The sequence below is a fragment of the Natronococcus jeotgali DSM 18795 genome (genome assembly GCF_000337695.1).
Classification (GTDB): domain Archaea; phylum Halobacteriota; class Halobacteria; order Halobacteriales; family Natrialbaceae; genus Natronococcus; species Natronococcus jeotgali.
This window is the reverse complement of the sequence record NZ_AOIA01000052.1, coordinates 1-14,385: the sequence shown is the minus strand read 5'-3', so window position 1 is coordinate 14,385 and position 14,385 is coordinate 1. Positions and strand designations below refer to the sequence as shown.

The following is a 14,385-nucleotide window of genomic DNA, read 5'->3' as shown; positions in this document are numbered from 1 at the left end:
ATTTCGTCAGAAGTAACTGTCACTGTGTACCCACAGTACTTGAACGAGACTTCGTCTGTTCTAGTGTCTTCCGTAAGGAGCGCATCGAGTGCATCTGGGTCAATCACTTCCGCGAGTGGTGGAAGGTCCAACGGGGTGCAGTTCTCGATTGCTGCAACGACTGTGTAGACGCCTGCACTCGGGAATTCCTGTTTATCGAGTATGTTCTTTTGGTCCATCTGGATATNGCAGTTCTCGATTGCTGCAACGACTGTGTAGACGCCTGCACTCGGGAATTCCTGTTTATCGAGTATGTTCTTTTGGTCCATCTGGATATGTTCTCCGGGGTTCATGGTTAGAGCGGGATTTGCTCGAGGGTATGTGTTTAGCCCGAGCTGATTTCGCCACTATCTCGTAGGTGGCGCAAAAGTCGAGCTGTATGGACTGGCAGCAGAGTTTTGTGGTGATCCTCAGGGATGGGCTCCGCGGCGGAGCCCATCCCGTCGCCTCTGCTGTCCGCGCTGGGAGGGGGGATCTGTGAATGGAGATGATCTCACCAAGGAAGAGCTGCTCTCGCGCTTTTTGTAACTTGAACAACGAGTCGAAGAGGTTGAACAAGAGAACACACAACTCCGAGAGCAGTTGCAAGAGAAGGACGAGCGGATTGATGAACTCGAAGCACGGCTTCGCAAGTACGAAAATCCGCATACGCCGCCTAGTAAGCGACGGTCGGGGACCGACGAGTCCCCGACCTCGCAGGACGACGGAGACGATGATATCCGAACTGACGGTGGCACTCCCGGCCGTAAGGACGGTCACGACCCAGCGTGGCGTTCTACGGCTGATCCCGACGAAGAAATTGAGGTCACCTGTGACTGTTGTCCTGAGTGTGGCGAACACTTCGACGAGTCGGTGGGCGTCAGCCCCCGACTCGTCGAGGAAATCCCGGACCCGCAGCCTCCAGAGGTTACCCAGTACAACCGCCACTGCTACCAGTGCCATTCCTGTGGCACCGAGACGGTTGCTACACACCCCGACTGCCCCGATGAGGGGCAGTTCGGGGTGAACGTCATCGCCCAATCAGCACTTTCTCGGTATGATCACCGCCTTCCCTACCGGAAGATCGCTGATCGCTTCGAGCAACTGCACGGACTGGAACTCTCGGGCGCATCCGCGTGGCACGCGACCGAGCGCGCTGCGCGCGCCGGTCGCTGTGAGTATGAGCAAATCCGTCGAGAGATACAAGACGCTGACGTAGTTCACATTGACGAAACAGGCGTCAAACGCAACGGTGAGCAAGCATGGATCTGGACGTTTAGGACCGCCCAGCACACGTTGTACGCGGTCAGAGAGAGTCGTGGGAGGGATGTTCCCGCGGAAGTCCTCGGTGAGGACTTCGCGGGAACGGTCATTTGTGATGGATGGACGGCCTATCCGGCCTTCAGCAGCAATCTCCAGCGGTGCTGGGCACATATTCTCCGAGAAGCTGAAGACGCGGCCACGAAGCAGGACGAGGCGGTCCCGATCTACCGTGATCTCAAACAGCTGTACGTCGGTCTCCAGACTCGGCTGGAGACCGACCTGTCGCAGCGTGAGAGAGCAGAAATCCACCGGATAGGATGCAGAGGGCTAGAAGAAGTGATTGACCAGTCAGTGCCCGACGGACCAGTGGCAACACTTCTCGGGAAGCTTGAGGGAGGACTCGACCACTGGCTCACCTTCGTCGGTGAGCCAGCGGTCTCACCGACGAATAACGCCGCAGAGAACGCACTTCGTGAACCGGTCGTATTGCGGAAGATCATCGGGACACTCCGGAACGACCGGGGGATGTTCGTTCACGAGACGATCTTGTCCCTGCTGGCGACGGGGCGCCAGCAGGGACGCAACCCCTATGATGAACTCACGCGAGTTGTCCGCGACAACAAGATGATCTCACGAGATCAGGCTGCGCCGGTTGTCGAGCCTGCGGGGTAAACACGTGCGCTCGAGGAAATCCTCGCTCTGTGCGTCCAAGTGGTCGAAGAACGTGCTGTCGAGTGCTGCGTGTCCAGACTGCGGGTATTGCTGCGCTGAAATGCGCAGCAACGCCCGCTACACCCACATTTTGAGCCGGTCGAACGATTTGTGGATCGTGGTGTAGTCTGGCAAACCGGTCTGATCAAGCTCGAGAACGTCACGAATCTCGGCCATGTACTTCAGCCGATTCGGTGTTTCACGGAATCTATGCGCCTCTTCGAATCGGAAACAGTGAAGCACTACGTGGATCCAGCGGGCGAACCCGCCGCTGGTGGGCTCGCCCGCATGCCTCCCCAACGCTTGTTTGGCTAGCCGTTTGCACTCCTGAACGAAGTCGAGGAGATCGACTTCCATAACCAAGAACCGATTTCCTCGGCTTCACCCTTCTAACCCGTGATATCGGCTGATTCAATCGCTATTCAACACGGTACTATCAGCGATACAATCCGCAGAGGGCGTCGGCGTTCAACAGAGCAACCTGAGACAATGGTTCTACTGGGCAGGTCCAAGCTACGAGTTCGCTATCAACAATCGCCTTCACAAGAGCGTCCGATGTATCGCTTGAGAACAGTTCTCTCACGAACTGGATGGTCACACTTGGTGGACGTCGAGTCCGTACTTTCGGTTCAGCTTGTGGAAGATAATGAACCGACTCATTGATTCGGGCCGATTCGTTCGTTCAAGGACTTGATCGTAGACCGAAACCAGGTGCTCTTCCGTCGATGGCCGGAACGCGAACGACAGCCCGGACGTCATAGTGATATCCTCGAGCCGAACGAGTCTGAGGAAGAGCAGTATGTCGGGTGGCGCTGTTCGACTGAAGTTTCTGTCGGTGAGTTCAATCCCAGTCTCATCGCCTAATACGTCCTCGAGAACGACTTGAGAGGCAGACGAATCGATCTCAGTCACGCGAAACAACGACGTCTCGGCTCGAACCATCGCGTCGAGTAGCTCCCGCTCGAGTTCGGAATCGCCTCCCTCTTCGTCGCGGTAGCGTTCGACGAAGGTCGTCCCGTTCTGATGGTACTCGTGGAGGATGAAATCCATATGGACGCTCTGTTCTTCCTCGGTGTCGTACAGCAGAGCATCACCGTCCCTGTCGAGATCGAGCAGTTGTGACGTTTCGTCGATGATATCGCGATCGAGGTACACGTCGAAGATCTTCGAGTGGAGTTCACGTCCCTGTTCTCGAAATCGTTGATAGCGCTCGAGGTGACTCACAATCGATTCCCGGTGAGGATTACATCGAGTGGAAAATAAACGGCTGGGAATCGTTACCCGATTCCCGTTTTGCCTATCGCGGTCAAGGATCGTAGTGGTAGATGTAGGGATGGTCTTCCCGTCCATCGGGCATAATCGCCTCGAGCGTCTCCTGAAGTTTCGCTTCCGTCGGTGCGGTGGCAACGACTTGTTCGTCGTAGATCGCGACGTACGCTTCTTCCAGTCTCAACTCCCGGAACGTGCGTCCGAGACTACGGGCTCGAGCTTTCCCCAGCTGTTGATGGTAGATACGGGCGAGTTCCTCGCTCTGGTCTTTGAGTTCGGCAATTTCGTCGGCGTATCGCTCGCGGTTTCGCTTGTTCTTGGTGAAAAACCGGAGCCGTTCGGCATCGGATTTCTCGGGCCCGTCGGTTGGCGGGAGCGACTCGACAATTCCGAAGCGGTGTTCGGCCTCCTCGTAGGCAGCATCAATGTCCATTCCCATCGCGTGCCAGACCATCGATCCCATCAGGTCGTGTCTGAGCCAGCCATCGCTGACGATTACGTCTTCGAAGGGGAGCAGGACGACATCTGCAACGGGAAGTGGAAGCTCTTCTGCTGGCAGATACTCGAAAAACGGGAAGAGAAGTGACTTTACCCCGAACGCTCGAGGTTCGTCTGGATCTAAAAACACCGTGTCCGTCTCGCGATGCTCGACGACGGCGAAGTCGCCGTGTTTGTAGTCGGTCCACGCCTCGACTTGGGCCAGGTCCGTATTCGAGNCCGTGTCCGTCTCGCGATGCTCGACGACGGCGAAGTCGCCGTGTTTGTAGTCGGTCCACGCCTCGACTTGGGCCAGGTCCGTATTCGAGAGATCGGTGGGATTCTCCTCAACGAATTCCGAGATGATCGCGTCTGTGTCTTCCTCGTAGAGCGTATCCCGAATCGGGACCAGTTCGTCCGTGAAGCGTTGTTCGAACTCCTCGTAGGTCTCTATTTCTTCGATCACGTCGAAGCGATCGTTCACGTAGACGAGTAATCGACCGTAAAGTTCGAGAAACCGTTGCTCGCGCTCTTCGTCGAGCATCGACGGATCGCGCTCCGGTTCCGGAATTTCGAGCTGTTCGATGCCGGCTGCTTCGAACGCCGCTTCGATCTCGTCGAGCGTCTCGAGATCCTCGAGGGGAGTGCCTGTAGCATCAGACGCGTCCATGAGCATCGATTTGGCCATCCCCCAATTTTTCGGGTCGGACGCTCGCTCGACAATCTCGTCCTCGAGTCCCTGAACGCGCATCCCGAGCGAGGACGCATTTTCGAGTTCATCCCGGTCGTTGAGGAAAGCGAAAAACGCCGAAAGAACGGGTACAACCGCTCGAAAGTGGTCTGTGTCGGCGCTGACCTTTGCGGGATAGATCTCCGTACAGATCCGTTCCAAGCTCTCCTCGTCCCACGCCTCCGGTGGGAGGAGTTCGTATCCGTACATCAACTCCGCGAACGTCATCAGGACGAACTCGGTCTCGCGCTGCTGGTCCTCAGTCAACGTCTCGAAGTACGCACTCCGGGAAAACGCATCGACCCATTCGCCCCCCCGGACGAGTATTTCGTCGAGGCGTTCGTCGGAGTACTCGTCTTTCACTTCGTCATCGTTCATACGCGCGACTACGTATCCGGCCCAAAAAGAACCTACTGCCCGGTTCGAATCGGTGTCACTCGATTCGAGTGTGACTCAGATCACGGATATATTGGTTAAAATACCGACCAATCGAGTCGGCTTCGAGCAACTTGTTGTACGTCGATTCAGGTACGTCTCGATACTGGTAGACGCGTCCGTTCTCGAGTTCGGCCTCGAGTGTCTCCGTCTCAGGATCGTAGCCGACTGTTTCGAGTAGAGAGGATGAGACTGGCTGTCGCTTCATATCGGGTAGATTCGCGTGTGACAGGTATAGTTCCTTTTTCGCGAGATTACACCCCCGCACCGGATCGGAAGCTCGTGAGGGCGTTGATCCGTCCTTCCAGCTCCTCGATCTCCTCGCGAAGTTCCTCGGCCTCGTCGTCCTCCGTCGCAGCCAATCGGTCTTTGAGACCTTGGAGTCGCATCTCCTTCTCCTCTTCGTCGACCTCGGCCTTACGGACGTACTCGCGCTCTTCGATCTCGTAGACGTCCGTCCTACCTCGGTCACCTCGAGTGCCTCGTCGACTTTCGTCGAGTCGACGCTGGTGACCCGCTCACGTGGAATGCCGGCGTCCTCGAGCGTTTCGAGGACCTCCTCTTCGTCCCGGAGCGACCGATACGTTCGATCGGTCCGCTGGACGGAGCCGAACTGCCTGTGAACGGGCTGATCATGATGAACGCGATCCAGGAGGATGTTCGCAACGTCCCCACGGAGATCGTCGGCATCTCGTTGGACGTCCGAAAGCAGCGTATAGAGGTTGACCAGTAAGGCGGTTTCCATATCCTCGAGTTCGGAGACGTCGTAGCGCTCGAGGGCATCGATCAGTAGCAGTGCGTCAGAGTAAACCGCGAGGTCAGGTTCCATCCGTTCCTCGTCACTGTCAGAAGAAGAGCCACCTCGAACGAACTGAGACAGCGTTGGCTCATCGGTTTCGCGGAACGTTCCGGCCTGCTTGTTGATCTCGAAACGGGGGTGGAGACTCACTACCGCTGGATACGGATCAGCTTCTGGAGGAAGGCGATCGAGTTCGAAGGCAGCTCTACCGCTCCGAACCCGGTCGACGAGCGTTCGAACTGCTCTCGCTGGAGCGGGCGTGACTCCTCTGAGCCAACAAACTCGACGATGATACGATGCTCTTGGACGTCCGTAATTCGAAACCGCTGCTCGGACAACAGCGTGATGAGTGTCGCATCGTCTTCAAGCGCTTCACACTCGGAGAGCAAATTATTCCACGTGGACGCGAAGGTCATGGATGACATATGCACTTGGGACAGTAAAACCGTTCATGGCCGCTCTATCGCACCTTTTCCAACACAGCTAACCGCACTGATCGACGATATTGGTTACGAATGAACCTCGAGTTCGACGACGGAACGCTCCTGCTCCACGACGCACCTGAGGAAGTCCCCTACGCAGAATGGGATGACCGCGTCGACGAATTTCGAACTCAGGCCTATCGCTATCGGTCGCTTCTTGACTGGGCTGACGAGGGGAAGACCGAGTCCAGTGACGATAGCCAATCGACCCTCCAGCAGAGCACCCATCGATCTCACTCTCTCGACCTCGAAGACACCGCTCGCTCCTATCCCGATCTCGCACTCACACCAACCATTCAAGTTGACCCTCGCCATTATCAGCAGGCCGCTCTCGAGGCCTGGCGCGAGCACGAACGCCGAGGGAGNCTCGCACTCACACCAACCATTCAAGTTGACCCTCGCCATTATCAGCAGGCCGCTCTCGAGGCCTGGCGCGAGCACGAACGCCGAGGGAGTGTCGTGCTGCCGACCGGCAGCGGGAAGACCTTCCTCGGACTGCAAGCGATCACGGACGCTGGCGTCGCGACACTCGTGGTCGTCCCGACAATCGATCTCATGAACCAGTGGCACGCCACACTGACCAATGCCTTCGGTGACCAACTGTCGAATGGTGTCGGCGTACTCGGTGGTGGGTCTCACGAAATCACTTCCGTGACCGTCACGACCTACGACAGCGCCTATCGCTACGTCAACGAATACGGTGATCAGTTCGGTCTCCTTATCGTCGACGAGGTGCATCACCTCCCGGCTCCGACCTATCGCCAGATCCCCGAAATGATGATCGCTCCGTACCGACTCGGACTCACCGCCACCTACGAACGGGCTGACGACAAACACGAGACGCTCGACGAGTTGCTCGGTCCAGTCGTCTACGAAGAGAACGTGGATGCGCTCGCTGGCGAGTTCCTCAGCGAGTACGAAACCATCCACCTCGAGGTCGAACTCACACCCGAGGAACGCCAGCAGTACGATACAGAGTACGAGATCTATCGTGAGTACGTCGACAGCCACGAGTTCGACATTTGGAAGGAACGAGGGTATCAGGAGTTTCTCAGACGCTCGTCCTACGATCCAGAGGGCCGACGGGCACTGATCGCCAAACAGCGCGCCGAGGAGATTGCCCGAACAGCCCACAAAAAGCTCGATACCCTCGATACGCTCATCAAACAACATTACGACGACCGTGTCATCATCTTTACCGCCAACAACGACTTTGCCTACGACATCTCTCAAGAGTTCATCGTTCCCTGCATTACCCACCAAACACCGACTGACGAACGAACCGACCTTCTCGAGCGCTTCCGGACTGGCGAGTATTCGATGCTCGTGACGTCGCAGGTCCTGGACGAAGGAATCGACGTCCCCGCGGCCAATGTAGGACTCATTCTCTCCGGAAGTGCCTCAAAACGCCAGTACGCTCAACGCCTTGGCCGAATTCTCCGCCCAACAGACGATCGACAGCCCGCACGACTGTACGAGATTATCGCCGCGAACACGAAGGAACGGTACGTCTCTCAGCAACGCCGCCAGGGGGGGAATTCCAGTGCTGACAGCTGATCTCGCTCGCTCACGAACGACTGGCGGAGAAGTCGTTCCTCTGTTCATTGATCCCACTGAAGAACGCTTCCGGGAGACCGCTCGAGAGCTCATCGAGCTGTTCGAGGCCCACTTGGGCAAGCCTAAAGGCGACCTTGAGGCGGCGATCAGCGAACTCACGATCGACGATACGGAGTACAAGATCATCCAAGGGCTAGCTAAACTCCTCATGGACGAGTGCGAGTTCGAGGTACACGCGCCGATCGAACCCGAAATGATTCGCCACCACCTCTTCGAGTACGCGAACGACCAGTATCCAATCGTTCGCCAGCCAACACTCGGTGAGGATACCCAGAAGCTCGACGTGTACAGCANCCACCTCTTCGAGTACGCGAACGACCAGTATCCAATCGTTCGCCAGCCAACACTCGGTGAGGATACCCAGAAGCTCGACGTGTACAGCACCGTCGCCGACGAGCTGGGCATCTCTCTTGCCGAGTGTCACCAAGGGATGTACGCAGACCTTGAGGAGAACAAGCGTCTCGTTCGGCTGGGAGAGCGTACCGCTGACGAGAGTACAGCACAGGAGACGGGTGACGAGACACCATCGACGACAAACCTGACTGGCAGCAGTGACGAAGCCTACCAGGATACAGCGCTCACTGTGGAGNCCCGCTACAATCTCGCACTCGCACAGGCGGTTCTCTACGACGCAACGCGTATGCGCATCCGCGTCTGGGATCACTTCGGGACGGTATTCAGCTACGTGAAGTTGTTCGGGTTGATGCACCGGATTTATCCAATCGACAGCGATGGATGCCGTGTAGCAAGCACTGATCTCGCTGACGGCTATGAAGCAGTGCTGGACGGGCCTGCCTCGTTGTTCTCCAAATCTCAGAAGTACGGCATCCGAATGGCGAACTTCTTGCCAGCGTTACCGCTGTGTGATCGCTGGGAGATGGACGCAGCAATTCTCGTCGACGACACGACAGGCGAAACGCACCGGTTCACACTCGATCAGACAGACGGAATGGAGTCTCACTATAGTGCTGGCAAACAGTTCGACAGTGATCTCGAGCGAACACTGGCCCAGAAGTGGGAGCGGGCGACGACCGACTGGGAGCTAGTTCGCGAAGACGACGTCCTCGATATCGGCGAGGAAGTGTTGATTCCGGATTTTGCGATCGAACATCCCGATGGCCGGCGAGCGATTCTCGAGATTATGGGATTCTGGACGCCCGAGTACCTCGAATCAAAGCTCGAGAAGATTCGCCAGGCAGATGCCGAGAACCTGATCGTTGCTGTCTCCGAAAATCTGGACTGCGCTCGCGATGAGTTCGGTGAGGCAAGCGACCGTGTGCTGTGGTTCAAAACGGGGATCCACGTCTACGATCTTGTAGAGGTAGCGGAGGAGCATGCGCTTCACGTCCCGTCAGAGATCTCAGATTTCAATTGAGGCGCACTGTCGGAGATGGTGATCACGGTGCCCTCGTGACTGCCCCCCGGATGACTGTGCTTGGCCACTGGCATCGTCATCGGATTCGGTGATAGTTGTGACCACGAATGTAGGCATTGAAATCCCGGCCAAGAGAGTCTGCATCCATCAACCCGCGATATGTCTCTTCTGGCACGTCGATGTACTGATAGACGCTTCCGTCCTGGAGTTCCACTTCCAAGACCTGCTCGTTCGGATCGTATCCGACGCTGTCGAGCAGAGATGATGAGACGGATTCGCGGTCCATACCAGCGGTCTTCGCTGGTAATAGGGATAAATACTCGCGAAGGAGCTGTTCATCTGAAAATATCTACGATATTGTCCTGTCAATAACGATGTTGAAACTGCTCTGTTGNAATAGGGATAAATACTCGCGAAGGAGCTGTTCATCTGAAAATATCTACGATATTGTCCTGTCAATAACGATGTTGAAACTGCTCTGTTGAACGCCGACGCCCTCTGCGGATTGTATCGCTGATCTCAGGGGATTTGGACGCCGTCTGGCAATATGGACCGTCTCAGGAACCTCGCACAGACGTTTCACGAGTTCGCTACGGCTCACGTAGAAGAGCCAGACGTACCCGTCGTCGCCGTCGGCGAGGAGGGGACGACAAATCCACGAAGATTGCGTTGCTCTTGCTCAAAGAGGAAGTCAACAAGCCGCTCCGACAGTTCGATAACTATCTGAGCGAGATGCCGGGCATCCTTGCTATGTTCGGACTTGAGAATTTTCTGATTAATCTTGTGAAATTAATATTTTAACCACTGAACAAATCAACTAAAATAGAGTTGGCCGGTCTCAGAATCTACCGATAGAGCGTAGCTACCGGTGAGCGTGTCATAGAATCATCCCTACAGGATTGTTTTCACCCTGACCTTTAACGAACCAGCTGGTAGAGTGAGCGTGCGAATAGATCGGATAGTAACAACCGGAGAAAAACACCAGAAATGAATGACACAATTTATGATAATGTACTGGCGGGGGATCTCTGAAAGTGGATGAAGAGAAGCTGTCTCCAAGGAAAAGTACTCTTACATGGGCAGTTGCAGGCTCACAGTGTATCCTGCTGCCTGTGAACGTATAACAGAATGAACGACGAGGCCTTTAGGGCCTTGTCCAATGCCACCCGGCGCCGGGGATTGGAGGTCCTACACGAGTGTGACTCGCCAATCGACCTTGACGCACTACCCGACAAGTCCGGCATCTACGAGGAGCCATCTGAGTCGTTCGAGATTGTCCTCTATCACAACCATCTCCCGAGACTCGACGATACAGGCTTTATCGACTGGGACCGTGAGCAAGGGACGGTTGTAAAGGGTCCACGGTTCGATGAGGTTCGGCCACTGCTCAATGTCGACGAGGACTCTGATAATCCGAATTCGCTCTCGATATGATTCCGTGACGGTGGCAATTCATTACTTGCTTGTCCTGTATCTATCACTTCGGTCACTTTGAAGGGAGCGAGAAAAATTCTATGACACGCTCACCGGTGGAAAAGTAAACATCAAAATTTCTATGACGGCGTTATCTTGCATTCCACATTGTCTTTCGTATTGTCCTTTCTTCAAAGCACCTAGTCGAAACCCGTTGGAGGCTGTCAATCTTCGTGACGAAGATTTGAACGTCGGGCCTACTCGACAGAATTGTTTTTCTCCCGACGAGCGTAACCAAGACAGTATCGATGACACGCGATATTGCGCCTCTACGGCAGGCGCTTGAAGGGACGACAGAAGGGGATCAAGCAGACATCTACACGCTGCTCGTCAACTGGAACACGTCGATGGCAAACGCGCTGGAGCAAAGTGGCGACCGCTTTCGTGACGCGTTCTGGGACTATCTTGAAGAGACGATCGAACTCGTCGCCTCCGCCGCCGTCGTCGAAGACGAGCCGGACTGGGAGTTTTTACAGGACTGCGCTGAGGCGTATCCGCCCGCAGAGGGCGACCATCACTGTACAGTGCTGATCGCAAACATCCTTGGCCGGTGCGTCATTCGCACTCGCATCCGCCACGACGTGGACGCGATTCCGACATGGGCGCTCGACTACCTTGGACGGATCACGATGGAGAATGACAAAGACGCTGCGTGGGAAGAGTCGGGTGCGTTCGGCTGGGGCATCGGCCACGACGAAGTAGCCGTCGCGGATCGCACGCTCGCTCGCGCCGAAGCCGACGACGAGTATTGGGCCTCGTCGGTACTCAAACACGCTATCTTCGCCGATGCCCACGACGCGATCGACCTCTACGAGCGCATCCTCCAGTCTCTGGACACGATGGAAGATCTCCACCACGTCGAGGGGATGCAGCGTATCCTCGACGAGCCGTTCCCGCAAATGCCCCGGTACTGGGAGCCAACAGACGAACTGAACTCACCGGGCCCGCTATCCGCCGACGCTATCGAACAACTCCTTCGGGTGCTCGGCGAGAATATCCATCCGAAGCGACTCCAGCAGTTCAACGACATGATCCAATTTGACCTCGAACGGGCGGCCACTGAGTACGGTGAACTGGACTCCGTGTGAGTGACGGCGGCTTCGCAGGCGTGAGATCGAGGTACTCACTCCAGCGACTCTGCAGTGTATTTCTCGGCGGTGCTGAGTGCCGAATGGATTTCGGAGTAAGTTGGCACCTGCGTGTCGGCGACCTCTGCAAGTTCGACACGCAGCGGCTTGACAGGCTCCTNGCTGAGTGCCGAATGGATTTCGGAGTAAGTTGGCACCTGCGTGTCGGCGACCTCTGCAAGTTCGACACGCAGCGGCTTGACAGGCTCCTCACGATATGCAGTAAATATGATTAATTTGTCAATTGCTTTCTCGGCTGCCTGTCGCACTCGCCCATCGTCGTCGACAAGCGCATCGCACAATAGATTCCAAAAGATATCTCGGTACTTGTCAGGAATGTGTGGCACGTAGAGTTGGCGCAGAAATCGGACGGCTGAGAGCCGCTGGTATCCATCATCAACGTAATAGTACTGGGAGAATTCCGTGACACTACTTACGAACAGATGGGCTCGTTCGGCGGTTTCTCCTTCTCGCCCCTCTTCGATCGCATCGTTCACGCGATCCGGGTCGCCCGAGGTGATTACCTCCGCGAACTCGGCTTTACTGGAGTGCATCGAACGCCTCACTCGTACAACGTCGAGAAACGATAAAAATGCACTATTTTGAAAGACGACTGTGGAATGCGGGAGAAGAATTAACCGCTATCGCGATGGAATTCCTGTATGACCGTCTACACGCTTCGTGTCGAACTCGCGCCGAACCCGCCGATGTTTGATCCTGATGAGGGCGAGGAGGTCTGGTGTGACATTGAGGTCGATGAAACGCATACGCTAGAGGAATTACATGAGGTGATCTTCGAAGCATTCGATCGGTGGGATGCTCATATGTACGAATTCATGACCTACGACGCAGACGGCATCGCCACTCGGAGCTATGCGATGCCAGAACAGTACGAGGGTGGGCCAAGTTGGCCGGCGATGGAACCCGAACAAATCGAACGTGCCATCTCTCAGGTCGGTGCTGACAATGAGCCCGAGGGGGCCAAAGAGCGATTCCGTGAACTCCGTCAGAACCCCCCCGAGGAGGGCAACGCCAGCGAGACGACCATCGGCGAGCTGAATCCAGAGGTACTGAAGTGGCTCTATTACGAGTTCGACTTCGGCGACAGCTGGGAGCATATCATTACAGTCGAAGAGTCACGCGAGGAATCGCTTGATAGCGATCCTGTGATAGTTGAGAAGCAGGGCCCGATCCCACCACAATACCGCGACCCAGCCGAGTGATTCTCTTCTGCTCTCGGAATTGAGTTCTACTTCTGATTGTTCTGACTTCATGAGAATCCTGTTTAAGCCTCAGGACGATGAACCAAGTGCGTTGGAGTTGAAGGTGGCCGACATTCTACGTGCCCGAGAACATGCGTCTCTGATTTTCGTGTTCGCCTGTCTGGTGTACTTGATTTGGAGAACTGTCGATCTGCTTGTGCAGATCGAGTTGACTGGCGAGTACGGACAGGCACCACTCATAACGGCGGAGAACACGCTCACGCTGTTGAAGAAGGAGACCGGAATCGGGGGAAAAGTCACTCTACCCGAACGAAAGAGCTGTTTCTGGGTGGCGACACCGGAGGGGAGTCTCAGAAAATCGCCGAACTCACTCTTTAATTGACAGGAATTAGCGGCTGAGGGGGGGTCTGAAAGATCGGCGATAGGCTGATTTGTCTGAATTCAACGACAACAAACCTGCTAAACGGCCTGTAGTCTCATCTTCCGGTCTCCTGCAGAAGTTGAGACCTTGTCGTCCAATGCATACCGATCCTGGCGTAGTTCATAAATAGTATGAAGACGTAGTCTGGAGTAGAACGATGGCACGAATCACCGGGTCGTATCCAGACGATCTTGACCTCCTCATTGAGGGTGCTGTCGAGGCTGGNGATGCGTTGCGAGAGTTCGTGCGTGAATATTTCGAGGACCACGAAAACGAGCGCATTGCAGCTGCAGTCGCCCTCTACGAACGCGAGCGTATCACGCTCGGTGATGCTGCGAGACTTGCTGATGTCGACCGCTGGACGATGCGTGATATCCTCCGTGAGCACGATGTTGAACTCCGCCTTGGACTCGCTGACGAAGACGACGCAGCCTACGAGGNCGACCGCTGGACGATGCGTGATATCCTCCGTGAGCACGATGTTGAACTCCGCCTTGGACTCGCTGACGAAGACGACGCAGCCTACGAGGTAGAGGCAGCGAGCGAACTGGAATTCGGTGATGAGAACTCGGACGACGAAGAGTCACGTGCGAAATGACAGGTGACGATATTCCAGCGAACCCGAGTGTCTTGAACACGACTGTCCTCTCGAACTTTGCTTATATCGACCAGTTGTGGGTGGTTGCCGGACTCTCTGGAATCTGTGCAGTTCCAGTCGTTCGCGAAGAACTCGAAAACGGCGTTGATGATCCCCCGTATCTTCAGTCAGCACTCGATACACTCAACGATGAGATTCCAGTCGCCACGATTTCGGATACAGTCGCAAATAGAGAGGCGGTTGTCACTAGCCATCTTGATCCCGGTGAAGCACAGGCGTTTGCCCTCGCAGACGCACACGACGGGCGGCTGCTGACCGATGACGGGGATGCCCGGGCGTTCGCGAAAGATCAAGGTCTAACTGTTGT

The 14,385-nt window shown here is 55.7% G+C and carries 12 protein-coding genes and 4 pseudogenes; 10 read left to right on the top strand and 6 right to left on the bottom strand.

The window, feature by feature from the left end; all coding sequences use genetic code 11:
• A partial coding sequence (locus C492_RS07340; protein ID WP_049892821.1) for a HalOD1 output domain-containing protein occupies window positions 1-218 on the bottom strand: 218 nt, incomplete at its 3' end.
• Window positions 219-516: 298 nt separating this feature from the next.
• Between C492_RS07340 and tnpC the strand changes: the two are divergent.
• Window positions 517-1,953: pseudogene (gene tnpC, locus C492_RS07335) on the top strand (IS66 family transposase).
• A gap of 24 nt (window positions 1,954-1,977) precedes the next feature.
• Here the strand turns inward: tnpC and C492_RS07330 are convergent.
• The 4 genes and pseudogenes from C492_RS07330 to C492_RS07315 all read right to left on the bottom strand — a co-directional run.
• Window positions 1,978-2,349: pseudogene (locus tag C492_RS07330) on the bottom strand (IS5/IS1182 family transposase); the annotation flags it as partial.
• A 237-nt stretch (window positions 2,350-2,586) separates the two neighbouring features.
• Window positions 2,587-3,147 carry a hypothetical protein gene (locus tag C492_RS07325; protein ID WP_204365599.1) on the bottom strand — a complete coding sequence of 187 codons (561 nt, stop codon included), beginning with the start codon at window positions 3,145-3,147 and terminating at the stop codon, window positions 2,587-2,589.
• A 1,754-nt stretch (window positions 3,148-4,901) separates the two neighbouring features.
• The gene (locus tag C492_RS22300) at window positions 4,902-5,111 is read right to left on the bottom strand and encodes a KTSC domain-containing protein (RefSeq protein ID WP_083898764.1); all 210 of its coding nucleotides are present in this window, start codon (window positions 5,109-5,111) and stop codon (window positions 4,902-4,904) included.
• A 46-nt stretch (window positions 5,112-5,157) separates the two neighbouring features.
• A pseudogene (locus tag C492_RS07315) lies at window positions 5,158-6,118 on the bottom strand (hypothetical protein).
• A gap of 99 nt (window positions 6,119-6,217) precedes the next feature.
• Here C492_RS07315 and C492_RS07310 point away from each other — a divergent pair.
• Both C492_RS07310 and C492_RS07305 read left to right on the top strand, forming a co-directional pair.
• Window positions 6,218-7,741, top strand: a complete 1,524-nt coding sequence (locus C492_RS07310; RefSeq protein WP_008421931.1) for a DEAD/DEAH box helicase family protein — start codon at window positions 6,218-6,220, stop codon at window positions 7,739-7,741.
• Complete coding sequence (locus C492_RS07305; protein ID WP_008421929.1) at window positions 7,728-9,176, top strand: DUF790 family protein; 1,449 nt, start codon at window positions 7,728-7,730, stop codon at window positions 9,174-9,176. Before C492_RS07310 ends, C492_RS07305 begins: the two co-directional genes overlap by 14 nt.
• Window positions 9,177-9,252: 76 nt before the next feature.
• Here the strand turns inward: C492_RS07305 and C492_RS22295 are convergent, their stop codons facing one another.
• Window positions 9,253-9,462, bottom strand: a complete 210-nt coding sequence (locus C492_RS22295; protein ID WP_083898763.1) for a KTSC domain-containing protein — start codon at window positions 9,460-9,462, stop codon at window positions 9,253-9,255.
• A gap of 261 nt (window positions 9,463-9,723) precedes the next feature.
• On the opposite strand from C492_RS22295, the pseudogene C492_RS25155 reads away from it, so the two are divergent.
• The 7 genes and pseudogenes from C492_RS25155 to C492_RS22280 form a co-directional block, all read left to right on the top strand.
• Window positions 9,724-9,941 (top strand): annotated as a pseudogene (locus C492_RS25155) (IS5/IS1182 family transposase); the annotation flags it as partial.
• Between the two features lie 363 nt (window positions 9,942-10,304).
• Window positions 10,305-10,610 (top strand): DUF7344 domain-containing protein, encoded by a 306-nt coding sequence (locus C492_RS07300; RefSeq protein WP_008421927.1) that lies wholly within the window; start codon window positions 10,305-10,307, stop codon window positions 10,608-10,610.
• Window positions 10,611-10,897: 287 nt separating this feature from the next.
• The gene (locus tag C492_RS07295) at window positions 10,898-11,737 is read left to right on the top strand and encodes a hypothetical protein (protein ID WP_008421926.1); all 840 of its coding nucleotides are present in this window, start codon (window positions 10,898-10,900) and stop codon (window positions 11,735-11,737) included.
• Between the two features lie 701 nt (window positions 11,738-12,438).
• Window positions 12,439-12,999, top strand: a complete 561-nt coding sequence (locus C492_RS07285; RefSeq protein WP_008421923.1) for an IS1096 element passenger TnpR family protein — start codon at window positions 12,439-12,441, stop codon at window positions 12,997-12,999.
• 49 nt (window positions 13,000-13,048) lie between these two features.
• A complete protein-coding gene (locus C492_RS26030) occupies window positions 13,049-13,381 on the top strand; it encodes a hypothetical protein (protein WP_008421921.1) in 333 nt (110 codons plus the stop codon).
• A gap of 196 nt (window positions 13,382-13,577) precedes the next feature.
• A complete protein-coding gene (locus C492_RS07275; protein ID WP_008421919.1) occupies window positions 13,578-14,018 on the top strand; it encodes a UPF0175 family protein in 441 nt (146 codons plus the stop codon).
• On the top strand, window positions 14,015-14,385 hold a 371-nt coding region (locus tag C492_RS22280), incomplete at its 3' end, for a hypothetical protein (protein ID WP_008421917.1). The genes C492_RS07275 and C492_RS22280, both read left to right, overlap by 4 nt.